The sequence below is a fragment of the Streptomyces sp. NPDC093225 genome, assembly GCF_044753805.1.
Lineage (GTDB): Bacteria > Actinomycetota > Actinomycetes > Streptomycetales > Streptomycetaceae > Streptomyces.
Map to the genome: position 1 here is coordinate 44,969 of NZ_JBIVNX010000003.1, position 21,183 is coordinate 66,151.

Here is a 21,183-nt window from a genome sequence, read left to right on the forward strand (position 1 = left end):
CCGGTCATTCTCCCCCGTGCGGCCGCTTCCGGAGTGGCGGGGAGCAAACCGTTTTGGCGATCCCGCCCCGCGTCCCATATGCTTCTCACGTCCCCGACGCGCTGAGAAGCGCCCAGGTGGGCCCTTAGCCCTCATCGTCTAGTGGCCCAGGACGCCGCCCTTTCAAGGCGGTAGCACGGGTTCGAATCCCGTTGGGGGCACGCATTACCCTGTGCGAGAGTAATCTCGTACAAGCATGGTCCTGTGGAGCAGTTGGTTAGCTCGCCACCCTGTCAAGGTGGAGGTCGCGGGTTCAAGTCCCGTCAGGATCGCTGAGACCGGAAACGGTCTCGTGGCTGGGTAGCTCAGTTGGTACGAGCGATCGCCTGAAAAGCGATAGGTCGCCGGTTCGACCCCGGCCCCAGCCACAACCGGAAGGCCCCGTCCATCGGACGGGGCCTTCCTCGTGTTTCACCCCTCCGGCTCAGCGGCCGCACGGATTTCCGCACGCGTCCGGCGCCAGCGGACGGCCCCCAGCGCCAGCGCGCCCACGGCCACCGTGCCCAGCAGCGCCCAGTCGGGCACCGCGTCGGCCAGCGTCCGCACCCGCGCCTCCACCGCGTACGAGTCGTCCGCGTCCAGCAGGCCCGGCAGCGCGCTCGCCCCGTCGTACGCCAGGAACAGCGCGCCCAGGGCGACGAAGAACGCGCCCGACAGCAACGACGTCGTGTGCAGCCGCAGTCGCCCCACGCGCACCTCCCGCCCCCGCAGCCACCGGCGGCGACCCAGCTCGAAGCGCTCCCACAGCGCCGCGAGCAGGAACAGCGGCACCGCCATCCCCAGCGCGTACACGGCGAGCAGCAGACCACCGTAGACCGGGCTGCCGCTCACCGCCGCGACGGTCAGGACGCTGCCGAGGATCGGTCCGGCGCAGAAGCCGGCCAGGCCGTAGACCGCGCCGAGGGCGTACACGGACAGCGCGGTGGTCGGCCGGATCCGCCCGGACAGCTCCGCCATCCGCCGGGAGGCGAAGCCGAGCCCGAGGACCTGCGCCAGCCCGAGCGCGACGATCAGCCAGCCGCCGGCCAGCACGAGCTGGTCCCGGTGGCCGTGGAAGAACCGCCCGGCGAACGAGCCCGCCGCGCCGAGCGGCACGAGGGTGGTCGCCAGACCGGCGTAGAAGATGCCGGTCCGGGCGAGCAGCCGGGAGGCCGAGTCGATCGAGTACGCGAAGAACGCGGGCAGCAGCAGGGCGCTGCACGGGGAGAGCAGCGCCAGCAGCCCGCCGAGGAACGCGGCCAGGTATCCGATGCCCATTACTGCGCCGCCCCGCGCGCGGTGCCGCCCGGCGTCGGTCCGGCCGCGGCCCGCGCCCGGTCGCGGGCCGCCTCGATGGCCCGGTGGAAGGTGTCGGCCGGCTGCGCGCCGGCGATGGGCGTGGCGCCGACGAGGAACGACGGGGTCGAGGACGCGCCGAGGCCGTAGGCCTCGTCCTGGTCCTTCCGCAGGGCCTCCTGGGCGGCCGGGCTCTTCATGTCGCTCTCGAACCGGGCCGGGTCGGGAACCCCCGCCTGCCGCGCGAGCTCGCGCAGCCGGGCGTCCCCGAAGCCCTTCTCCTTGCTGCCCTCCGCGTACGCGGCGGCGTGGAACTGCCAGAAGCGGCCCTGCCGGCCGGCCGCCCAGGCCGCCTTGGCGGCCGCCTCGGACTCGGCGCCGAAGATCGGGTAGTTGCGCCATTCGATGCGCAGGGTGCCGTCGTCGACGTACTTCTTGACGAGGTCCGGCTCGGTGTCGCGGGCGAACTTGCCGCAGTAGCCGCAGCGGAAGTCGGCGTACTCGATCAGCACGACCGGCGCGTCGGCGCGGCCCTGCGCGAACGGGTCCTTCGGGTCGCGCCGGGCGAGCGCGAGCAGGTGGTCGCCACCGGCGTCGCCCCCGCCGCCGGGGGTGGCGGTGGCGGACACGGCGCCCCGGTCGGGCGCGGCGGCGCCGTCACCGCCGCCGGAGGTGGCCTGCCACGACGCCACGCCGAGGGCGAGGGCGGCGGCCGCGATGCCGGCGGAGACGAGCAGGGGCTTGAGGGCGGAGTCGGACATGCGGTGCTCCTGGTTGTTCGGTACGGGTGTGGAGGTGCGCGTGCGCGCGGTGCGGCCCCTCCGCGGCGGAGGGGGCGCGGCTCCTACACCCGCAGCACGGAGAGCTCCACCGGGCCGGGTGCGGCGCGCCCGGTCCCCCGTACGGGCGCCACGGCGCGGGCGCCCCGGGCCGGCCACGGCTCCTGGCCGGTGGCCCGGCCGGGACCGGCGAGCCCGCGTTCCCCCGCGACGGACCGTCCGACGGTCCCGCCGTCCGGCACGCTCCCCGGCTCGCACCGCCGCCCACCGCCGTCGCCGTCCCCCTGCGAAACGATCCCCCACCCCGCAGGGCCCGACGCAGCGAGGGGACCGCCCTGCGCGGCGGGGGCCCCGGCCGGCAGGGCGACCCGAGGGCCGGCCACCGGGACCACGCCGGCGGCGACCGACGCGGCGGCCCCCGCCGGGACACCGGCACCGACCAGGAGCCCCACGCCCGCCAGGACCAGCCCGACCATCACCGCGAGGGGCGAAGGCATGCGCCGCCCGCGGCACGGGAGTCGCGGCATGCGAGGCCTTCCGGAAGATCCAATGGGGGAGTCGTCCCGAAATGGTACGGCCCGCCCCGTGAAATGGGTTCGCCACCCACAGCCCATCGGTGAGATCCTCGAGCAGGTATGTCTACTTCCTTCGCCGCCCTGCAGACCCAGCTCGCAGAGCTCTCGCCCCGCGACGCCCACCGACTCGGCCGCCGCCTCGACGGAGCCCGCCGCATCCGTCAGCCGGACGCCCGCCAGGCGGTGCTCGACGAGCTCGCCGCCGAGGCCGGGAAGGCCGCCGAGCGGGTGGCCGCCCGGGCCGCGCGCCGGCCGGCGGTGACGTACCCCGAGAACCTTCCGGTCAGTCAGAAGAAGGACGAGATCGCCGAGGCGATACGCGACCACCAGGTCGTGATCGTCGCCGGTGAGACCGGTTCCGGCAAGACCACCCAGATCCCGAAGATCTGCATGGAGCTGGGCCGCGGCGTCCGGGGCATGATCGGCCACACCCAGCCCCGCCGGATCGCCGCCCGCACCGTGGCGGAGCGGATCGCGGAGGAGCTGAAGACCGAGATCGGCGAGACGGTCGGCTGGAAGGTCCGGTTCACCGACCAGGTCGACCCCGAGGCCACCTACGTCAAGCTGATGACGGACGGCATCCTGCTCGCCGAGATCCAGACGGACCGCGAGCTGCGCGCCTACGACACGATCATCATCGACGAGGCCCACGAACGCAGCCTCAACATCGACTTCCTCCTCGGCTACCTCGCCCAGCTCCTCCCGAAGCGGCCGGACCTCAAGGTCGTGATCACCTCCGCGACCATCGACCCCGAGCGCTTCTCCCGCCACTTCGGCGACGCCCCGATCGTCGAGGTCAGCGGCCGCACGTACCCGGTCGAGGTGCGCTACCGGCCCCTCCTGGAAGAGGACTCCGAGGACGCCGACCGGGACCAGATCACCGCGATCTGCGACGCCGTCGACGAGCTCCAGAAGGAGGGCCCGGGCGACATCCTGGTCTTCCTCTCCGGCGAGCGGGAGATCCGCGACACCGCGGACGCGCTCAACAAGCTCAAGCTCCGCTTCACCGAGGTGCTCCCCCTCTACGCGCGCCTGTCGCACGCCGAACAGCACCGGGTCTTCCAGCCGCACACCGGCCGCCGCGTCGTCCTCGCCACGAACGTCGCCGAGACCTCCCTGACGGTCCCGGGCATCAAGTACGTGATCGACCCGGGCACCGCCCGCATCTCCCGCTACAGCCACCGCACCAAGGTGCAGCGGCTGCCGATCGAGCCGGTCAGCCAGGCCAGCGCCAACCAGCGCAAGGGCCGCTGCGGCCGCACCAGCGACGGCATCTGCATCCGGCTGTACTCCGAGGACGACTTCCTCACCCGGCCGGAGTTCACCGACGCCGAGATCCTGCGCACCAACCTGGCCTCCGTCATCCTCCAGATGACCGCGGCCGGGCTCGGCGAGATCGAGAAGTTCCCCTTCATCGACCCGCCGGACCACCGCAACATCCGCGACGGCGTGCAGCTGCTCCAGGAGCTGGGCGCGCTGGACCCCGCCGAGAAGGACCACAGGAAGCGGCTGACCCCGCTCGGCCGCAAGCTGTCCCAGCTGCCGGTCGACCCGCGGCTCGCCCGCATGGTCGTCGAGGCCGACAGGAACGGCTGCGTGCGCGAGGTCATGGTCATCGCGGCCGCGCTGTCGATCCAGGACCCGCGCGAGCGGCCCTCGGACAAGCAGACCCAGGCCGACCAGCAGCACGCCCGGTTCAAGGACGAGACCTCCGACTTCCTGGCGTACCTGAACCTGTGGCGGTACGTGCGCGAGCAGCAGAAGGAGCGCGGCTCGTCCTCGTTCCGCCGCATGTGCAAGCAGGAGTACCTGAACTTCCTGCGGATCCGCGAGTGGCAGGACATCTACTCGCAGCTGCGTACGGTCGCCAGGTCGATGGGCATCCACCTCAACGAGGAGGACGCGCCCGAGCAGAGCGTGCACGTCTCGCTGCTGGCCGGCCTGCTCTCGCACATCGGCCTCAAGGACACGGACAAGAACGAGTACCTGGGCGCCCGCTCCGCCAAGTTCGCGGTCTTCCCGGGTTCGGCGCTGTTCAAGAAGCAGCCGAAGCTCGTGATGTCCGCGGAGCTGGTGGAGACCTCCCGGCTGTGGGCCCGGGTCAACGCGAAGATCGAGCCCGAATGGGTCGAGCCGCTCGCCCAGCACCTGATCAAGCGCACCTACAGCGAGCCGCACTGGGAGAAGGACCAGGCGGCCGTCATGGCGTACGAGAAGGTCACGCTGTACGGCGTGCCGATCGTGGCGCAGCGCAAAATCAACTACGGGCGGATCGACCCGGAGGCCTCGCGGGAGCTGTTCATCCGCAACGCACTGGTCGAGGGCGACTGGCGCACGCACCACAAATTCTTCGCCGACAACCGCAAACTCCTCACCGAGGTCGAGGAGTTGGAGCACCGGGCGCGGCGCCGCGACATTCTCGTGGACGACGAGACGCTCTTCGATTTCTACGACCGGCGCATCCCCGAACACGTCGTTTCCGGCGCCCATTTCGACTCGTGGTGGAAGCACAAGCGACGCGAGCAGCCCGAACTGCTCGATTTCGAGCGCGAGATGCTCATCACCGAGAAGGCCGCCGGAGTCACGAAGGACGACTACCCGGACTCGTGGCGGCAGGGCCGGCTGAAGTTCAAGGTGACCTACCAGTTCGAACCGGGCGCGGACGCGGACGGCGTGACCGTCCACATCCCGCTCCAGGTGCTGAACCAGGTGACCGATGAGGGCTTCGACTGGCAGATCCCGGGCCTGCGCGAGGAGGTCGTCACCGAGCTGATCCGGTCGCTGCCCAAGCCGATCCGCCGGCACTACGTCCCGGCGCCCAACTACGCGGCCCGCTTCCTCGACTCCGTCGTTCCGCTGCAGGAGCCGCTGCCGTCGACCCTGGCGCGGGAGCTCCAGCGGATGGTGGGCGTCCCGGTGACGGCCGAGGACTTCGACCTCTCCCGGGTCCCGGAGCACCTGAAGATCACCTTCCGGATCATCGACGAGCGGCGCCGGAAGATCGCCGAGGACAAGGACCTGGAGGCCCTCCGGCTCCGGCTGAAGCCGAAGGCCCGGCAGGCGCTGTCGCAGGCCGCCGCGGCCACCGCGGAGCGGGCCGGCGGCCCCTCCGTGGAACGCACGGGCCTGAAGGACTGGACGATCGGCCGGCTGGAGCGGGTCTTCGAGACCCGGCGGGCCGGTCAGCCGGTCAAGGCGTACCCGGCACTGGTGGACGCCGGCGACAGCGTCTCCGTACGGCTCTTCGACACCGAGGCCGAGCAGTACGAGGCGATGTGGCGCGGCACGCGCCGGCTGATCCTGCTGAACATCCCGGTCAACCCGGCGAAGTTCGCCTCGGACAAGCTCACCAACCAGCAGAAGCTCGCCCTGTCGGCCAATCCGCACGGCTCGATCCAGGCCCTCTTCGACGACTGCGCGACCGCCGCGGCGGACAAGCTGATCGCCGACCACGGGGGGCCGGCCTGGGACGAGGAGTCGTTCCGGAAGCTCTACGACCGGGTGCGGGCGGACCTGGTGGACGCGACCGTACGCACGGTCGCCCAGGTGCAGCAGATCCTGGCCGCCTGGCAGGCCTGCGAGCGCCGCCTGAAGACCACCAACAGCCTCGCCCTGCTCACCAACGTCCAGGACGTCAGGACGCAGCTGGCGGCCCTCGTGCCGGCCGGCTTCGTGACCCTCACCGGGCTGAAGCGACTGCCCGACCTGATGCGCTACCTGGTCGCGGTGGACCGGCGGCTCCAGCAGATGCCGACGGGCGTCCAGCGGGACACCACCCGCATGGAGAAGGTCCACGAGATGCAGGACGAGTACGCCTGGCTGTTGGAGCAGCTCCCCAAGGGCCGACCGGTGCCGCCGGAGGTGCGGGAGATCCGCTGGATGATCGAGGAACTGCGGGTCAGCTACTTCGCCCACGCCCTCGGTACGGCGTACCCGATCTCCGACAAACGCATCATCAAGGCCGTGGACGCGGCCGCTCCCTGATCCGGTTCGACCGCACCCCCCCACCTGCTGTACAGTCTGATTCGCAGCCGCGCCAGCGGCCGCAAACCAAGGTCCTGTGGAGCAGTTGGTTAGCTCGCCACCCTGTCAAGGTGGAGGTCGCGGGTTCAAGTCCCGTCAGGATCGCAGCAGGTCGAAGCCCGCATCCCCAGGATGCGGGCTTCGGCGTTTTCCGGGGACGCGGACCAGGGCCAGCTCCGCCCCGCGTTGACCCCGTCCCGCGACCGCCCCCGCGCCTCCCTCGCGGCCGGCCCCGCGTCACCTCGGCTCCGCCCCCGCGCCGTCCCCGCGCCGCGCCCGCCGCCCCGCGCCGACCACACCCGTCCGACGCTGCTCCCGGGTCCCCTGAGGCCGCCCGGGGGGCTCCAGGGGTCACGCCCGCCGCGTCGGGCGTGTCGGGGGCGCCGGAGGCCACGGTGGCCGCGCGGGTCCCCGGGGGCGCGCGGAAAGTTTTCGTGCGCCTCTTCGCGCCCCACGTGTTTCGACGTCACCCGAAAGTGGAATGGACAATTCCGTAAGGTCGGCGCAAAAGTCCCCCGTCCGCATGACCGGTCTCGACCGAGGAGTCCCCTTACGGGGCCAATGCCGGAATGACAAGGGGCAACGGATGTGACAGGTGTCACCGCATGAGTTTTTGGAACCAGGGCACTTATGGCGCCCCTACGTCGCGTCGATTTTGTATGTGCAATTGCACCTCGCCCCGGCCGCCGGCGCGGGGCACAAAAAAGATCGCGCTGGACCCGGCGGAGTCCAGCGCGATCGGACGACTTCGCACCTGCCGAGCAGGGGCTGAGGACCTGTTGGGGCAGGTCCCGTCGTATGGAGCTGTGTGGGTCAATCGGGTTGGGGGACCCGATTAAGTCCCGGCAAAACGGGGTGCTGTGTTACTGGGGCGGTAACTCAGGCCTCGCTGCGCTGCTGCGGAATTCCCGCCAGCAGGGCGCGGACCTCAGCCTCGCGGTAGCGGCGGTGCCCACCCAGGGTGCGGATGGACGTGAGCTTGCCAGCCTTGGCCCAGCGGGTGACCGTCTTCGGGTCCACGCGGAACATGGTGGCGACCTCAGCCGGGGTCAGCAGCGGCTCGGCATCAGGGGTGCGAGCGGTCATGAGCGGCCTCCTCGGGAGAACCGAACCAATCTCGGTTCTTTCCTCTAAATTCTGCACCTTGGCCCGCGTTGCCCGAAATGGACATACGCGGGCCGAGTCGGTTATAGGACGAACGGCTTGTCCTCGGCACTACAACTACACCATCTGTCCAGCCACGTCGGCCAAACCGATGGAATTGCCCTCTGAGGTGTTCATCCGCGACGGAAGCCGATGGACCCACCCATAACGGACAGTCACCTGACAGTGACGATCAGTCACAGCGCAATCGGGGGCCATCTCACCCCCCATAGTGTGCAATACCAAGCATTCCGCCCATTCTCGGGCGGAAGGAACCCTCCCCGGACTCCTTGTCCTATTTTGGCACGAGGGTAGGGGAACGGCGCAAGGGTGTAGTTAGTGCGGTCCGTCACGCTTGGGCCAATGGCCCGGATCGGGACGTAGGTCCCGGACCGACCTCCCGAGTTCCGTAAGGACCCCTTTACGAGCTCCACCGCTCAGTTGGCGAACAGCCGCTCCCGGACCGCCCGCCAGCGCGCGGCCAGCAGCTCGTACGCCTCCTGCGCGGCCGCCTCGTCGCCCTCCCGCAGCGCCGTCAGCCCGCCGGCCAGGTCGGCGGCGGACCGGTCCCCGGCCAGCCGCTCCTCCGGCAACCCGTGCACGAGACCGCCGTAGTCGAGCTCGATCATCGAGCCCGGGTGGAACTCCTCGAGCCAGCGGCCCACGTCCACCAGGGCCTCGGCCAGCGCCGCGAAGCCCTCGGCCCCGCGCAGCGTCCGCAGCGCCCGGGCCAGCCGCCGGCGGCCCTGCACCATCGGCGCCCGGTACCGCAGCCGCTCCCCCGGAACGTACTCGCGCTCATCGTCCGTGAAAAGCACGAACCAGCGCAGTGGCACCTGCCACACCGCGGACCGGATCCACGGACGGGCGTCCGGGTTCCGCTCCCGCCAGCGCTCGTAGTCCGCAGCCGCCTGTCCCCGCACCACCGGCGGCAGCGCCACGTCCAGCACGGGAGCCGGGAACTGCCCCCCGGCACCGCCCGGGCCGGCCCCGGCCAGCTCCGCCAGCGCCAGCCACGCCCGCAGCCGGGTCCGCCAGGGACACACCAGCAGCACCCCGTCGACCTCGGCCACGAACGCGTCCGCGCTCTCGTGCACCGGCACCCCCACCGGCGGGACCGGCACCAAGTCCGCCAGGGCACGGCGCAGTTCGTCCTGGTACGACGGGATCTCCGGGCGCCGCGCGTACTGCGACCAGTGCGTGCGCTCGGGCTCCGGGAAGGCCCCGAGGGGCTCGTACACGCGCAGGTAGGAGGCGTACGGGACGGTCAGCGCCGACCGCGCGGAGGGCGCCCGGGAGTCGGAGGATTCGGTCACGTCTTCGTACTCCCCGGCCGCGCGCCCGCGTACTCCGCGCACGGCCGGGAACCGGCCCCGGTACTCCGCCGGAGGGTGATCTCGGGCACTGGGCCCTTCGGGTGGCCCCTTTGGTCTTACCCTGCTCCTACACGCCCTCCCCACCCATAGGAGGGCTTCCCGCCGCATCTCTATGGGAGTCACCACCGTGACCGAAATGACCGACGGCGTCCTGCACACCCTGTTCCGCACGGAGCAGGGCGGCCACGAGCAAGTCGTGCTGTGCCAGGACCGAGCCACGGGCCTCAAAGCCGTCATCGCCATCCACAACACCGCCCTGGGCCCGGCCCTCGGCGGCACGCGTTTCCACGCGTACGCCTCCGACGAGGAGGCGGTGCTCGACGCGCTGAACCTCTCGCGCGGCATGTCGTACAAGAACGCGCTCGCCGGTCTCGACCACGGTGGCGGCAAGGCCGTCATCATCGGTGACCCCGAGCTCATCAAGACCGAGGACCTGCTCCTCGCGTACGGCCGGTTCGTGGACTCCCTGGGCGGCCGCTACGTGACCGCCTGCGACGTCGGCACGTACGTCGCGGACATGGACGTCGTGTCCCGCACCACCCGCTGGGCCACCGGCCGCTCCCCCGAGAACGGCGGCGCCGGCGACTCCTCCGTGCTCACCGCCTACGGCGTCTTCCAGGGCATGCGGGCCAGCGCCCAGCACGCGTGGGGCGACCCGACCCTGCGCGGCCGCAAGGTCGGCATCGTGGGCGTCGGCAAGGTCGGCCACTACCTGGTCGAGCACCTGCTGGCCGACGGCGCCGAGGTCGTCATCACCGACGTCCGCCAGGAGTCGGTGCAGCGCATCCTCGACAAGCACCCGCAGGTCACGGCCGTGGCGGACACCGACGCGCTGATCCGCACCGAGGGCCTGGACATCTACGCCCCCTGCGCGCTCGGCGGCGCCCTGAACGACGACTCCGTCCCGGTCCTCACCGCGAAGATCGTCTGCGGTGCGGCGAACAACCAGCTGGCCCACCCGGGCATCGAGAAGGACCTCGCCGACCGCGGGATCCTCTACGCCCCGGACTACGTGGTCAACGCCGGTGGCGTGATCCAGGTGGCCGACGAGCTGCACGGCTTCGACTTCGACCGCTGCAAGGTCAAGGCCACGAAGATCTTCGACACCACGCTGGAGATCTTTGCTCGCGCGAAGGCGGACGGCATTCCGCCGGCCGCCGCGGCCGACCGGATCGCCGAGCAGCGGATGGCCGACGCCCGCGCCGCGCGCACGGCGTAACGACCCGGCTCCCGGGCGCAAGTGCGGCCCGCCGGAGAGCAGCGAGACATGACTCACTGCACTTCGGCGGGTCGCCCCGCGATTAGGGGCTAAAATCGCAGCTGACCAGCGAGTACGGGGCGACTCGCCGGTACTGCTCCGGCGCGCGTCATGCGGGCGACGTACCGTATGGCCGCGGAAGCAGGTACCGTTGAAGCCCTACGGACCGGTCTCTCCACGGAGAGCCCGTTCCGAATCATGAACGCGTGTCAAGACTCTGGGGCCGTCGAGCCCCGTCACCGAGGGGGTCGAGCCATGGGGCGCGGCCGGGCAAAGGCCAAGCAGACGAAGGTCGCCCGCCAGCTGAAGTACAGCAGCGGCGGGACTGACCTGTCGCGTCTGGCCAACGAGCTGGGCGCATCGACTTCGGAGCCGGTTTCGAACCAGCCGCCTAACGGCGAGCCGTTCGAGGACGACGACGAGGACGACGACCCGTACGCCCGCTACGCGGAGCTGTACAACGACGACGACGACGAGGACGACGAGTCCGGTCCGTCGTCGCAGCGTCGCGGTGCTTGACGGCTGATCTCCCAGCTCACCGCACTCGCACGACACAACGTCGCAAACACAGAACCCGGTCCAGGGCTGCGCCCCGGACCGGGTTCTGTGCTGCCCGGGGGCAGCACAGCCGATGTCTCTCAGCCCGCGTAGGACCCGGTCAGGGTGGCACCCTCGGTGTGCTCGCCCCGCTCGGTGATCTCGCCGGCCACCCAGGCGTCGACGCCGCGGTCGGCCAGCGTGGTCAGGGCGACCTCGACCGACTCCTGCGGGACCACGGCCATCATGCCGACGCCCATGTTCAGGGTGCGCTCCAGCTCCAGCTGCTCCACCCGGCCGGCCTTGCCGACCAGGTCGAACACGGCACCCGGGGTCCAGGTGGTGCGGTCGACCGTGGCGTGCAGGTGGTCCGGGATGACCCGGGCGAGGTTCGCCGCGAGGCCGCCGCCGGTGATGTGCGAGAACGCGTGCACCTCGGTGGTCCGGGTGAGCGCCAGGCAGTCCAGCGAGTAGATCTTCGTGGGCTCCAGGAGCTCCTCGCCGAGGGTGCGGCCGAACTCCGGGACCTGCCGGTCGAGGGTCAGCCCGGCGCGGTCGAAGAGCACGTGCCGGACCAGCGAGTACCCGTTCGAGTGAAGACCGGACGACGCCATGGCGATGACGGCGTCCCCCGTACGGATGCGATCCGCACCGAGCAGACGGTCGTACTCGACCACGCCGGTGCCGGCGCCGGCGACGTCGAAGTCGTCCGGTCCGAGCAGGCCCGGGTGCTCGGCGGTCTCGCCGCCGACCAGGGCGCAGCCGGCCAGGACGCAGCCCTCGGCGATGCCCTTGACGATGGCGGCGACCCGCTCCGGGTGGACCTTGCCCACGCAGATGTAGTCGGTCATGAAGAGCGGCTCGGCGCCGCAGACGACGATGTCGTCCATGACCATCGCGACCAGGTCGTGGCCGATGGTGTCGTACACGCCCATCTGCCGGGCGATGTCGACCTTGGTGCCGACGCCGTCGGTGGCGGAGGCGAGCAGCGGCCGCTCGTAGCGCTTGAGGGCGGAGGCGTCGAAGAGGCCGGCGAAGCCGCCGAGGCCGCCGAGGACCTCGGGGCGCTGGGTCTTCTTCACCCACTCCTTCATCAGCTCGACGGCACGGTCACCCGCCTCGATGTCGACGCCCGCGGACGCGTAGCTGGCACCGGTGGTCTCAGACATGGGGTTGAGAACTTTCGTGTCGTACTGCGTGGGGGGGTTACGGGCGACGGAGCGCGTCGGCGGCGTCGGTACCGCCCGCCAGCTCGGTCTCCAGCAGCTGCTTGCCCAGGAGCTCCGGGTCGGGCAGCTCCATGGGGTACTCGCCGTCGAAGCAGGCACGGCAGAGGTTCGGCTTCTGGATGGTGGTCGCCTCGACCATCGCGTCGAGCGAGATGTACGCGAGGGAGTCCGCTCCGAGGGACTTGCCGATCTCGTCGACCGACATGCCGTTGGCGATCAGCTCCGCGCGGGTGGCGAAGTCGATGCCGAAGAAGCACGGCCACTTCACCGGCGGGGAGGAGATCCGGATGTGGACCTCGGCGGCGCCGGCCTCGCGGAGCATCTTGACCAGGGCCCGCTGGGTGTTGCCGCGGACGATCGAGTCGTCGACGACCACCAGGCGCTTGCCCTTGATGACTTCCTTGAGGGGGTTCAGCTTCAGACGGATGCCGAGCTGGCGGATCGTCTGGGACGGCTGGATGAAGGTCCGGCCGACGTAGGCGTTCTTCACCAGGCCGGAGCCGTACGGGATGCCGCTCGCCTCGGCGTAGCCGACGGCGGCGGGGGTGCCCGATTCCGGCGTCGCTATCACCAGGTCGGCGTCGACCGGCGCTTCCTTGGCCAGGCGGCGGCCCATCTCGACGCGCGAGAGGTACACGTTCCGACCGGCGATGTCCGTGTCCGGGCGGGCCAGGTACACGTACTCGAAAACGCAGCCCTTGGGCTTCGCTTCCGCGAATCGCGAGGTGCGCAGACCGTTCTCGTCGATGGCGACGATCTCACCCGGCTCGACCTCGCGGACGAAGCTGGCGCCGCAGATGTCGAGCGCGGCGGTCTCGGAGGCGACGACCCAGCCGCGCTCCAGGCGGCCCAGGACCAGCGGGCGGATGCCCTGCGGGTCACGGGCGCAGTACAGGGTGCCCTCGTCCATGAAGACGAGGGAGAAGGCACCGCGGACCTTGGGCAGGACCGCGGCCGCGGCTTCCTCGATGGTCAGCGGCTTGCCGTCGGCATCGACCTGGCCGGCCAGCAGGGCCGTCACGAGGTCGGTGTCGTTGGTGGCCGCCACCTGGGTGGCGCGGCCGTCCTGCTTGGGCAGGTCGGCGACCATCTCGGCGAGCTCGGCGGTGTTCACCAGGTTGCCGTTGTGACCCAGGGCGATAGAGCCGTGGGCGGTCGCACGGAAGGTCGGCTGCGCGTTCTCCCACACCGAGGCTCCGGTGGTGGAGTAGCGGGCGTGACCGACCGCGATGTGGCCCTGGAGGGAGCCGAGGGAGGTTTCGTCGAAGACCTGGGACACGAGGCCCATGTCCTTGAAGACGAGGATCTGGGAACCGTTGCTCACAGCGATGCCCGCGGATTCTTGTCCGCGGTGCTGCAGTGCATACAGTCCGAAGTAGGTGAGCTTGGCGACCTCTTCACCCGGAGCCCAGACACCGAAGACGCCGCAAGCGTCCTGGGGGCCCTTCTCGCCGGGGAGCAGGTCGTGGTTGAGTCGTCCATCACCACGAGGCACACCTCGAGTCTAGGCGACGTCGACCACTGGTCCGAATTCGGGAGGGCCGGGAAATCTCACAGCACAGAGGGTGACGGAACGCCTCCGTCTCGCTATTCGGATCACTTGTTGACTTATCCAAGTGATCCACCGGAGGCTCTGCCCCATGCAGCCTCTCGGTGACGTGGTCGTCACCCTCGTCGAGCGCCGGCACGTCGACCTGGTCCGTGTCGCGAGCGCCATCTGTCGCTGCTCCGCGTAGCCACAACTCTTTATCCCTTTCTCGGGTTTCCCGGCTTTCCCACCGCCCGCCCCGCTCCGTCGTGCCGTGCGCCGTCCCGCGCCCGCCCGGAGCCGGCTGCGGCGCGCTACGCCTTGGAGCTTTCGTGTCTTCCTCTGACTCCCCCCTGTCCCGCCGCGCCTTCGGGGCGACCGCCGCGACCGCCGCCCTCCTCGGGACGACCACCCCGGCGACGGCCGCCGGGGGCCCCGGAGCCCCCGGTTCCACCGCCGCTCCCGGCCCCGCGGACGGCCCGTACGAGCGGTCCGGCGAGCGCCCCTTCCGGGCCGCCCGCCACCGCCGCTCCGGCCGCCCGAACGTCCTGGTGGTCCTGGGCGACGACCTCGGCTGGGCGGACCTGTCCGCGTACGGCTCCCCGCACATCGCGACCCCGAACCTCGACCGCCTCGCCCGCCAGGGCGTGCGCTTCACCGACGCCTACGCCGGCTCCGCGACCTGCTCCCCGACCCGTTTCAGCCTCTACACCGGCCGGTACCCGGGCCGGACGAAGGGCGGTCTGGCCGAGCCCATCGCCGACCGCTCCGTCGGCCTGGAACCCACCCACCCCACGCTCGCCTCACTGCTGCGCGGCGCCGGCTACGCCACCGCGCTGATCGGCAAGTGGCACTGCGGCTACCTGCCCGACTACAGCCCCACCAGGTCGGGCTGGGACGAGTTCTTCGGCAACTTCGGCGGCGCGCTGGAGTACTACTCCAAGCTCGGGCTCGGCGGCGAGTACGACCTGTACGAGGGCGACGCGGCGTACAAGGACCTGCGCTACTACACACGGATCCTGACGGAGCGGGCGAGCGAGTACGTCGCCCGCGAGCACGACCGGCCCTGGCTGCTGAACCTGAACTTCACGACCCCGCACTGGCCCTGGATCGCCGACGGCGACGAGGCGGAGAGCGCCGAGATCGTCCGCCGCATCAAGGCCGGCGACGCCCGGGCGCTGTGGCACCAGGACGGCGGCTCGATCGGGAAGTACAAGGAGATGGTCGAGGACCTCGACCGGTCCGTCGGCGAGGTGCTGGACGCACTGCGGCGCGCGGGCCGGGAGCGGGACACCCTGGTCCTCTTCGCCAGCGACAACGGCGGCGAGCGCTTCTCCCACAACTGGCCGCTGTCCGGCAACAAGGCCTCCCTCCAGGAGGGTGGCATCCGGGTGCCCACGATCCTGCGCTGGCCCGCGCGGATCGAGGGCGGCCAGGTCAGCCACGAGCCGGTGTTCAGCCCGGACTGGACCGCCACCCTGCTGGAACTGGCCGCCGCCCGCCCGCACCCGGCGTACCCGCTGGACGGCACGAGCCTGGCCGGCTACCTGCTGCGGGGCGAGGAACTCGCGGAGCGGGACCTCTTCTGGCGCGTCCGGGGCGAACGGGCGCTGCGCCGCGGCGACTGGAAGTACTACCGCGGCAAGGCCGGCCGGGACCAGCTGTTCGACCTGGCCGGCGACGTCCGCGAGCAGGCCGACAAGGCGGCCTTGGAGCCGGGCCGGCTGGCCGCGCTCCGGGCGGCCTGGGAGGAGACCGACGCGGGCCTCCTCCCCTACTAGGCGGTCTGCGGCGGGGCCTGTGCACGGGACCAGCCCGCCCGTGGCGGGGCCTGCGCACGCACGGATGGCGGGCCCCGCCGGGATCACTCCGCGGTGGCGCGCAGGCCCTTGCCCTCGGCGCCGGTCAGGGTCAGGGTGCCGGCCTGGACGCCGTAGGTGACGGGGCCGCTCAGGACGGCCGTCACGGCCGCGTCCAGGTCGGCGTACGGGCCGGTGCAGGAGGCGCCGGTGGCGGCGATCGGACCGAACTGGACGGTCGAGCCGGTGGTCTTGGCCGTGGTGTGGAAGTCGTTGCAGCCGGTGTTGCCGTGGGCCGTGCCGTCCTGGCCGATCACGAGGTACGCCTTGCCGCCGCTGCCGGCCGGCAGCGAGGCGGCGGCCTTGCCCGCGAGCAGGCCGGTGACGTTCCAGCGGGTGCCCGCCAGCGGCGCGGACTTGGGACGGGCGGCGGTGTCGACCACCGTCTTGCCCTTGGCGTCCGACTCCGTCGTGGACGTGGCGGTGCCGCAGCCGGACAGCAGGAGGGTGGCGGCAGCGGCCGCGGTCGCGAGGATCACGTGGTGGGTACGCATGCCCCTCTGACGGGGCTCGTCCCGAACCGGTTCCCCCGCTTGTCGGATCAGCTCATCACCGGCAGGAACGCGTCCAGGTCGGCCCGCTCGCCGCTGGCGCCGACCCGGGCTCCGGCCACCGCCTCGGCCCAGCCGAGCCGCCCGGTGGCCAGCCGGATCCACGTGAGCGGATCGGTCTCGACGACGTTGGGCGGGGTGCCGCGGGTGTGCCGGGGCCCCTCGACGCACTGCACCACCGCGAAGGGCGGGACCCGGACCTCGACGGAACCGCCCGGGGCCTTCGCGGCCAGGGCGTCGGCGAGCACCCGTACGCAGGTGGCGAGGGCCTGCCGGTCCAGCGGGACCGTGCCGCCCAGGGCCCGGTTGAGGTCGTCGGTGTGGACGACGAGCTCGACGGCCCGCGTCACGACGAAGTCGGCGACCGTCATGCCGCCGATCCACAGCCCGAGCAGCCGGTCGCCGGGCAGCACGTCCAGCAGCTCGGAGAACCGCTCGCCGGTGCGCGCGTACAGCGCGGCCAGCGGTTCGGCCTCCTTGTTGCGGTGCGCGTCCTCGATCCGGTCGCGGATCGGCTCGGTGGCGAACGGCCAGCTCTGCACGGTGACTTCCGCCGTCGCGGCCGGCGGCCTGGCGGCCGCGGCCGACAGCGAGCCCACCGCCCAGGCGATGTGCGCCGCCAGGTCGCGCACCGTCCACGCGCCGAGGCCGGCGGGCCGGGCGAGCTGCTCCTCGGTCAACTCCCCCACGGCCGCGGCGACGTGCGCGTACTGGGCACGCACCGCCGCCCTGGTCTTCGCGGGGTCGTAGCTGCGGGCCCGGGGCTTGCGAGGAGTCGGCATACGGCCGAGCGTACTGGCCGGGCCGGACACCGTACGGGAGTACGGGATCCGGCCCGGCCAGGGGCGTCCGGTGCGTGCCGGTCAGGCCAGGAGGGCCGGGATGGTCGCCTCGTGGGCCTCGCGGAGCTCGGCCAGCGGGATGCTGAACTCGCCCTGGACCTCGATCTCCTCGCCGTCCACGACACCGATGCGGGTGGCCGGGAGGCCCCGGGCGCCGCACATGTCGGTGAAGCGGAGCTCCTCGCTGCGCGGGACGGCCACGATGGCGCGGCCCGCGGACTCGGAGAAGAGGAAGGTGAAGGCGTCCAGACCCTCCGGGACCACCACGCGCGCGCCGTTGCCGCCGCGCAGGCAGGACTCGGTCAGCGCCTGGACGACGCCGCCGTCGGAGAGGTCGTGCGCGGCGTCGATCATGCCGTCGCGCGAGGCCGAGATCAAGATCTCGGCGAGGAGCTTCTCGCGGCCCAGGTCCACCTGGGGCGGCAGGCCGCCGAGGTGGTCGTGGACGACCTGGGACCAGGCCGAGCCGCCGAGCTCCTCGCGGGTGTCGCCGAGGAGGTACAGCAGCTGGCCCTCCTCCTTGAACGCCATCGGCGTGCGCCGGGTGACGTCGTCGATGACACCGAGGACCGCCACCACGGGGGTGGGGTGGATCGCCGTCTCGCCGGTCTGGTTGTACAGGGACACGTTGCCGCCGGTGACGGGCGTGCCCAGCTCCAGGCAGCCGTCCGCGAGACCGCGCGTGGCCTCGGCGAACTGCCACATGACGCCCGGGTCCTCGGGGGAGCCGAAGTTCAGGCAGTCCGAGATGGCCAGCGGCTTGGCACCCGTGGCGGCGACGTTGCGGTACGCCTCCGCGAGGGCCAGCTGCGCGCCGGTGTACGGGTCGAGCTTGGCGTACCGGCCGTTGCCGTCGGTCGCCATGGCCACGCCGAGGTTGGTCTCCTCGTCGATGCGGACCATGCCGGCGTCCTCGGGCTGCGCGAGGACGGTGTTGCCCTGCACGAAGCGGTCGTACTGGTCGGTGACCCAGGACTTCGAGGCCTGGTTCGGCGACGAGATCAGGGCGAGGACCTGCTCGCGGAGCTCGGCGGAGCTCTGCGGGCGGGGCAGCTTGTTCGCGTCGTCGGCCTGGAGGGCGTCCTGCCAGTCCGGACGGGCGTACGGGCGGTGGTAGACCGGGCCCTCGTGGGCGACGGTGCCCGGGGGCACGTCCACGATCTGCTCGCCGTGCCAGAAGATCTCCAGGCGCTCGCCGTCGGTCACCTCACCGATGACGGTGGCGATGACGTCCCACTTCTCGCAGATCTCCATGAAGCGGTCGACGTGCTGCGGCTCGACGATCGCGCACATGCGCTCCTGCGACTCGCTCATGAGGATCTCCTCGGGCGAGAGCGTCGCGTCGCGCAGCGGGACGGTGTCGAGCTCGACGCGCATGCCGCCGGAACCGGCCGAGGCCAGCTCGGAGGTGGCGCAGGACAGGCCGGCGCCGCCGAGGTCCTGGATGCCCGCGACCAGCTTCTCCTTGAAGATCTCCAGGGTGCACTCGATGAGGAGCTTCTCCTGGAAGGGGTCGCCGACCTGGACGGCGGGGCGCTTGGTGGGCTTGGTGTCGTCGAAGGTCTCGGACGCGAGGACCGAGACGCCGCCGATGCCGTCGCCGCCGGTGCGGGCGCCGTAGAGGATGACCTTGTTGCCGGGGCCGGAGGCCTTGGCGAGGTGGATGTCCTCGTGCTTCATGACGCCGATGCAGCCGGCGTTGACCAGCGGGTTGCCCTGGTAGCAGGCGTCGAAGACGACCTCGCCGCCGATGTTGGGCAGGCCCAGGCAGTTGCCGTAGCCGCCGATGCCCGCGACGACGCCCGGCAGGACGCGCTTGGTGTCGGGGTGGTCGGCCGCGCCGAAGCGCAGCGGGTCGACGACGGCGACCGGGCGGGCACCCATGGCGAGGATGTCGCGGACGATGCCGCCGACGCCGGTGGCCGCGCCCTGGTAGGGCTCGATGTACGAGGGGTGGTTGTGCGACTCGACCTTGAAGGTGACCGCGTAACCCTGGCCCACGTCGACGACGCCGGCGTTCTCGCCGATGCCGACGAGCATGGCGTCGTTCTCGGGGGCCTTCTCGCCGAACTGCTTCAGGTGGACCTTGCTGCTCTTGTACGAGCAGTGCTCCGACCACATGACCGAGTACATGGCGAGCTCGGCACCGGTGGGGCGACGGCCCAGGATCTCGCGGATCCGGGCGTACTCGTCCTCCTTGAGGCCGAGCTCCTGCCACGGCTGGGAGGCGTCGGGGGTCTCGGTCGCGTTCTTGACGGTGTCGAGGCTCATGCGCTTACCAGCTTCTTCAGGACCGAGGTGAAGAACGGCAGGCCGTCGGTGCGACCCGTTCCGACCAGCGGCTCGACCGCGTGCTCGGGGTGCGGCATCAGACCGACGACGTTGCCCGCCGCGTTGGTGATGCCGGCGATGTCGTTCAGCGACCCGTTCGGGTTGAAGTCGAGGTAGCGGAAGGCCACGCGGCCCTCGCCCTCCAGTTCGTCCAGGGTGCGCTGGTCGGCGACGTAGCGGCCGTCCATGTTCTTGAGCGGGATCGAGATCTCCTCGTCCTGCTCGTAGTCGCCGGTCCAGGCGGTCCCGGCGTTCTCGACGCGGAGCTTCTGGTCGCGGCAGATGAAGTGCAGGTGGTTGTTGCGCAGCATCGCGCCCGGCAGCAGGTGGGCCTCGGTGAGGACCTGGAAGCCGTTGCAGATGCCGAGGACGGGCATGCCCGCCTTCGCCTGCTCGATGATCGTCTCCATGACCGGCGAGAAGCGGGAGATGGCTCCCGCGCGCAGGTAGTCGCCGTAGGAGAAGCCGCCCGCGAGGACGACCGCGTCGACCTGGTGCAGGTCCTTGTCGCGGTGCCAGAGCGAGACCGGCTCGGCGCCCGCGAGGCGGACGGCACGGAGCGAGTCACGGTCGTCGAGCGTTCCGGGGAACGTGACGACTCCGATGCGAGTGGTCACCGTCAGTCCTCGACCTTCACGGTGAAGTCTTCGATGACGGTGTTGGCGAGGAACGTTTCGGCCATCTCGTGGATGCGGTCGAGGGCGGCCTGGTCGACAGGGCCCTCCACCTCGAGCTCGAAGCGCTTCCCCTGGCGGACGTCGGCGATCCCCTTGAAGCCCAGGCGCGGCAGTGCACGCTGCACCGCCTGGCCCTGGGGGTCGAGGATCTCCGGCTTGAGCATGACGTCGACTACGACGCGTGCCACGGGCACTCCCGATGGATGGTTGGTGCGGCGGTTCCTTCAGCGTACCCGCCCGAAATTTCTACGCGGGTAGATATCCACAGGGCCGCCCGGGTGGCACGTTTCGCCCGCACCAACACTTCACAAAATCGCCCGGAAAACCTCCCGTACAGGATTGCGGTGGGACACGCCAGCAGAATTAACTGGGCTTCACAATGCATTGGGAATCGCGGTACAAAGGAATCCTCAGGGATTCAGCGACAAACCAGCATTGTTCCGAAACATCCATACAGTCGGCATCACCGCACGTCACAGCGGCGTGAGTACGGCGGGTGCCGCACGAAGGGACCGATATCCGTGGCGCAGCGCGTAGTAGTCACGATCTCCGACGACCTCGATGGCGGAGAAGCGGCGGAAACGGTTGTCTTCGGCCTTGACGGTAAGTCCTACGAGATCGACCTCAATCTTGCCAACGCAAAGGAACTGCGCGAGGGCCTCGCCCCTTACGTGGCGGCCGGCCGCCGCCAGGCGCGCTCCGGCAAGACCTTCAAGCACACCGCCCTGGCACCCGACCCGGCCGTGGTCCGCGCCTGGGCCCGGTCCAACCAGCTCGACGTACCGCCGCGCGGCCGGATCCCGAAGAAGGTGTACGAGGCCTACACCGAGGCCCACTGAGCCCGCCGGCGACCGCCGGGGGCCCACCGGGGCCACGTCCCGACCCCGCCGCCGCGGTGCCGCCCGGCACCGCGGCACCGCGGGGCCACCGCCCCGACCACCGCGATTTGCCAAACCCCCCTCGCGATCGGCTAGTGTGTGGATCACGCCGAAGGGGCCGAGACCGCAGGTCAGAAGCCCACAAGGTCGTGCGGGTGTAGTTCAGTAGCAGAACATCCCCCTTCCAGGGGGAAGGCGCAGTGTGCGATTCCTGTCACCCGCTCTGCATCTCTTTACCAACCACTTCGGTGGATCGGGTAGAGTGGTGCTCGCACCGCCCGGC

Annotated in this window: 18 protein-coding genes and 5 tRNA genes; 11 read left to right on the forward strand and 12 right to left on the reverse strand. The window is 71.0% G+C overall.

The features are described 5' to 3' along the window. Nucleotides 1-127: 127 nt before the first annotated feature. The 3 genes from ACIQCH_RS04200 to ACIQCH_RS04210 all read left to right on the forward strand — a co-directional run bounded on the left by ACIQCH_RS04200 (nucleotide 128) and on the right by ACIQCH_RS04210 (nucleotide 407). A tRNA-Glu gene (locus tag ACIQCH_RS04200) sits at nucleotides 128-200 on the forward strand. Between the two features lie 37 nt (nucleotides 201-237). Further along, nucleotides 238-311: transfer RNA gene (locus ACIQCH_RS04205), tRNA-Asp, on the forward strand. Between the two features lie 22 nt (nucleotides 312-333). Next, nucleotides 334-407, forward strand: a tRNA-Phe gene (locus tag ACIQCH_RS04210). Nucleotides 408-450: 43 nt separating this feature from the next. Here the strand turns inward: ACIQCH_RS04210 and ACIQCH_RS04215 are convergent. The 3 genes from ACIQCH_RS04215 to ACIQCH_RS04225 all read right to left on the reverse strand — a co-directional run bounded on the left by ACIQCH_RS04215 (nucleotide 451) and on the right by ACIQCH_RS04225 (nucleotide 2,590). Then, nucleotides 451-1,296: a cytochrome c biogenesis CcdA family protein gene (locus ACIQCH_RS04215; protein ID WP_402577746.1), complete on the reverse strand. Its 846-nt coding sequence runs from the start codon at nucleotides 1,294-1,296 to the stop codon at nucleotides 451-453. After that, nucleotides 1,296-2,075 (reverse strand): DsbA family protein, encoded by a 780-nt coding sequence (locus ACIQCH_RS04220; protein WP_402577748.1) that lies wholly within the window; start codon nucleotides 2,073-2,075, stop codon nucleotides 1,296-1,298. Before ACIQCH_RS04220 ends, ACIQCH_RS04215 begins: the two co-directional genes overlap by 1 nt. An 83-nt stretch (nucleotides 2,076-2,158) precedes the next feature. Beyond that, nucleotides 2,159-2,590, reverse strand: coding sequence for a hypothetical protein (locus tag ACIQCH_RS04225; RefSeq protein WP_402577750.1), 432 nt, complete (start codon nucleotides 2,588-2,590; stop codon nucleotides 2,159-2,161). Nucleotides 2,591-2,728: 138 nt separating this feature from the next. Between ACIQCH_RS04225 and hrpA the strand changes: the two genes are divergently transcribed. Together hrpA and ACIQCH_RS04235 are read left to right on the forward strand one after the other, a co-directional pair. Further along, a complete protein-coding gene (hrpA, locus tag ACIQCH_RS04230; RefSeq protein ID WP_402577752.1) occupies nucleotides 2,729-6,652 on the forward strand; it encodes an ATP-dependent RNA helicase HrpA in 3,924 nt (1,307 codons plus the stop codon). 70 nt (nucleotides 6,653-6,722) lie between these two features. After that, nucleotides 6,723-6,796: transfer RNA gene (locus ACIQCH_RS04235), tRNA-Asp, on the forward strand. 774 nt (nucleotides 6,797-7,570) lie between these two features. Here ACIQCH_RS04235 and bldC read toward each other — a convergent pair. Together bldC and ACIQCH_RS04245 are read right to left on the reverse strand one after the other, a co-directional pair. Beyond that, complete coding sequence (gene bldC, locus ACIQCH_RS04240) at nucleotides 7,571-7,777, reverse strand: developmental transcriptional regulator BldC (RefSeq protein ID WP_003949541.1); 207 nt, start codon at nucleotides 7,775-7,777, stop codon at nucleotides 7,571-7,573. Nucleotides 7,778-8,271: 494 nt separating this feature from the next. Next, nucleotides 8,272-9,150: a hypothetical protein gene (locus tag ACIQCH_RS04245; protein ID WP_402577754.1), complete on the reverse strand. Its 879-nt coding sequence runs from the start codon at nucleotides 9,148-9,150 to the stop codon at nucleotides 8,272-8,274. A 172-nt stretch (nucleotides 9,151-9,322) separates the two neighbouring features. Here ACIQCH_RS04245 and ACIQCH_RS04250 point away from each other — a divergent pair, with 172 nt between their 5' ends. Together ACIQCH_RS04250 and ACIQCH_RS04255 are read left to right on the forward strand one after the other, a co-directional pair. After that, nucleotides 9,323-10,429 carry a Leu/Phe/Val dehydrogenase gene (locus ACIQCH_RS04250; protein ID WP_402577756.1) on the forward strand — a complete coding sequence of 369 codons (1,107 nt, stop codon included), beginning with the start codon at nucleotides 9,323-9,325 and terminating at the stop codon, nucleotides 10,427-10,429. Nucleotides 10,430-10,723: 294 nt separating this feature from the next. Beyond that, nucleotides 10,724-10,987, forward strand: coding sequence for a DUF3073 domain-containing protein (locus ACIQCH_RS04255; RefSeq protein WP_402577758.1), 264 nt, complete (start codon nucleotides 10,724-10,726; stop codon nucleotides 10,985-10,987). A gap of 119 nt (nucleotides 10,988-11,106) precedes the next feature. Here the strand turns inward: ACIQCH_RS04255 and purM are convergent, their stop codons facing one another. Both purM and purF read right to left on the reverse strand, forming a co-directional pair. Then, the gene (purM, locus tag ACIQCH_RS04260) at nucleotides 11,107-12,174 is read right to left on the reverse strand and encodes a phosphoribosylformylglycinamidine cyclo-ligase (protein ID WP_402577760.1); all 1,068 of its coding nucleotides are present in this window, start codon (nucleotides 12,172-12,174) and stop codon (nucleotides 11,107-11,109) included. A 37-nt stretch (nucleotides 12,175-12,211) separates the two neighbouring features. Beyond that, nucleotides 12,212-13,729 (reverse strand): amidophosphoribosyltransferase, encoded by a 1,518-nt coding sequence (gene purF / locus ACIQCH_RS04265; protein WP_030193627.1) that lies wholly within the window; start codon nucleotides 13,727-13,729, stop codon nucleotides 12,212-12,214. Nucleotides 13,730-13,874: 145 nt separating this feature from the next. Here purF and ACIQCH_RS04270 point away from each other — a divergent pair, with 145 nt between their 5' ends. Then, nucleotides 13,875-13,970, forward strand: coding sequence for a putative leader peptide (locus ACIQCH_RS04270; protein ID WP_402577763.1), 96 nt, complete (start codon nucleotides 13,875-13,877; stop codon nucleotides 13,968-13,970). Between the two features lie 124 nt (nucleotides 13,971-14,094). Then, nucleotides 14,095-15,543 carry a sulfatase gene (locus ACIQCH_RS04275; RefSeq protein WP_402577765.1) on the forward strand — a complete coding sequence of 483 codons (1,449 nt, stop codon included), beginning with the start codon at nucleotides 14,095-14,097 and terminating at the stop codon, nucleotides 15,541-15,543. Between the two features lie 83 nt (nucleotides 15,544-15,626). Here ACIQCH_RS04275 and ACIQCH_RS04280 read toward each other — a convergent pair whose 3' ends face one another. The 5 genes from ACIQCH_RS04280 to purS form a co-directional block, all read right to left on the reverse strand. Beyond that, complete coding sequence (locus tag ACIQCH_RS04280) at nucleotides 15,627-16,115, reverse strand: META domain-containing protein (RefSeq protein ID WP_402577767.1); 489 nt, start codon at nucleotides 16,113-16,115, stop codon at nucleotides 15,627-15,629. A 47-nt stretch (nucleotides 16,116-16,162) separates the two neighbouring features. Further along, nucleotides 16,163-16,954, reverse strand: coding sequence for a sterol carrier family protein (locus ACIQCH_RS04285; RefSeq protein ID WP_402577769.1), 792 nt, complete (start codon nucleotides 16,952-16,954; stop codon nucleotides 16,163-16,165). A gap of 81 nt (nucleotides 16,955-17,035) precedes the next feature. Beyond that, complete coding sequence (purL, locus tag ACIQCH_RS04290; RefSeq protein WP_402577771.1) at nucleotides 17,036-19,285, reverse strand: phosphoribosylformylglycinamidine synthase subunit PurL; 2,250 nt, start codon at nucleotides 19,283-19,285, stop codon at nucleotides 17,036-17,038. Then, the gene (purQ, locus tag ACIQCH_RS04295; protein WP_402577773.1) at nucleotides 19,282-19,962 is read right to left on the reverse strand and encodes a phosphoribosylformylglycinamidine synthase subunit PurQ; all 681 of its coding nucleotides are present in this window, start codon (nucleotides 19,960-19,962) and stop codon (nucleotides 19,282-19,284) included. The genes purL and purQ overlap by 4 nt, the downstream gene beginning before the upstream one ends. Nucleotides 19,963-19,964: 2 nt before the next feature. Beyond that, nucleotides 19,965-20,216, reverse strand: a complete 252-nt coding sequence (purS, locus tag ACIQCH_RS04300; RefSeq protein WP_037887251.1) for a phosphoribosylformylglycinamidine synthase subunit PurS — start codon at nucleotides 20,214-20,216, stop codon at nucleotides 19,965-19,967. Nucleotides 20,217-20,543: 327 nt separating this feature from the next. Between purS and ACIQCH_RS04305 the strand changes: the two genes are divergently transcribed. Further along, nucleotides 20,544-20,861 carry an Lsr2 family protein gene (locus ACIQCH_RS04305; protein ID WP_402577775.1) on the forward strand — a complete coding sequence of 106 codons (318 nt, stop codon included), beginning with the start codon at nucleotides 20,544-20,546 and terminating at the stop codon, nucleotides 20,859-20,861. Nucleotides 20,862-21,051: 190 nt separating this feature from the next. Next, nucleotides 21,052-21,123, forward strand: a tRNA-Gly gene (locus tag ACIQCH_RS04310). Nucleotides 21,124-21,183 lie beyond the last annotated feature (60 nt).

Excerpts from the sequence above, each read along its gene's own strand:
- ACIQCH_RS04285 (WP_402577769.1), bottom strand. The coding sequence starts at position 16,954 with ATGCCGACTCCTCGCAAGCCCCGGGCCCGCAGCTACGACCCCGCGAAG.
- ACIQCH_RS04250 (WP_402577756.1), top strand. The coding sequence starts at position 9,323 with ATGGGAGTCACCACCGTGACCGAAATGACCGACGGCGTCCTGCACACC.
- purL (WP_402577771.1), bottom strand. The coding sequence starts at position 19,285 with ATGAGCCTCGACACCGTCAAGAACGCGACCGAGACCCCCGACGCCTCC.
- ACIQCH_RS04215 (WP_402577746.1), bottom strand. The coding sequence starts at position 1,296 with ATGGGCATCGGATACCTGGCCGCGTTCCTCGGCGGGCTGCTGGCGCTG.
- hrpA (WP_402577752.1), top strand. The coding sequence starts at position 2,729 with ATGTCTACTTCCTTCGCCGCCCTGCAGACCCAGCTCGCAGAGCTCTCG.
- purM (WP_402577760.1), bottom strand. The coding sequence starts at position 12,174 with ATGTCTGAGACCACCGGTGCCAGCTACGCGTCCGCGGGCGTCGACATC.
- ACIQCH_RS04255 (WP_402577758.1), top strand. The coding sequence starts at position 10,724 with ATGGGGCGCGGCCGGGCAAAGGCCAAGCAGACGAAGGTCGCCCGCCAG.
- bldC (WP_003949541.1), bottom strand. The coding sequence starts at position 7,777 with ATGACCGCTCGCACCCCTGATGCCGAGCCGCTGCTGACCCCGGCTGAG.
- ACIQCH_RS04225 (WP_402577750.1), bottom strand. The coding sequence starts at position 2,590 with ATGCCTTCGCCCCTCGCGGTGATGGTCGGGCTGGTCCTGGCGGGCGTG.
- ACIQCH_RS04220 (WP_402577748.1), bottom strand. The coding sequence starts at position 2,075 with ATGTCCGACTCCGCCCTCAAGCCCCTGCTCGTCTCCGCCGGCATCGCG.
- ACIQCH_RS04280 (WP_402577767.1), bottom strand. The coding sequence starts at position 16,115 with ATGCGTACCCACCACGTGATCCTCGCGACCGCGGCCGCTGCCGCCACC.
- ACIQCH_RS04270 (WP_402577763.1), top strand. The coding sequence starts at position 13,875 with ATGCAGCCTCTCGGTGACGTGGTCGTCACCCTCGTCGAGCGCCGGCAC.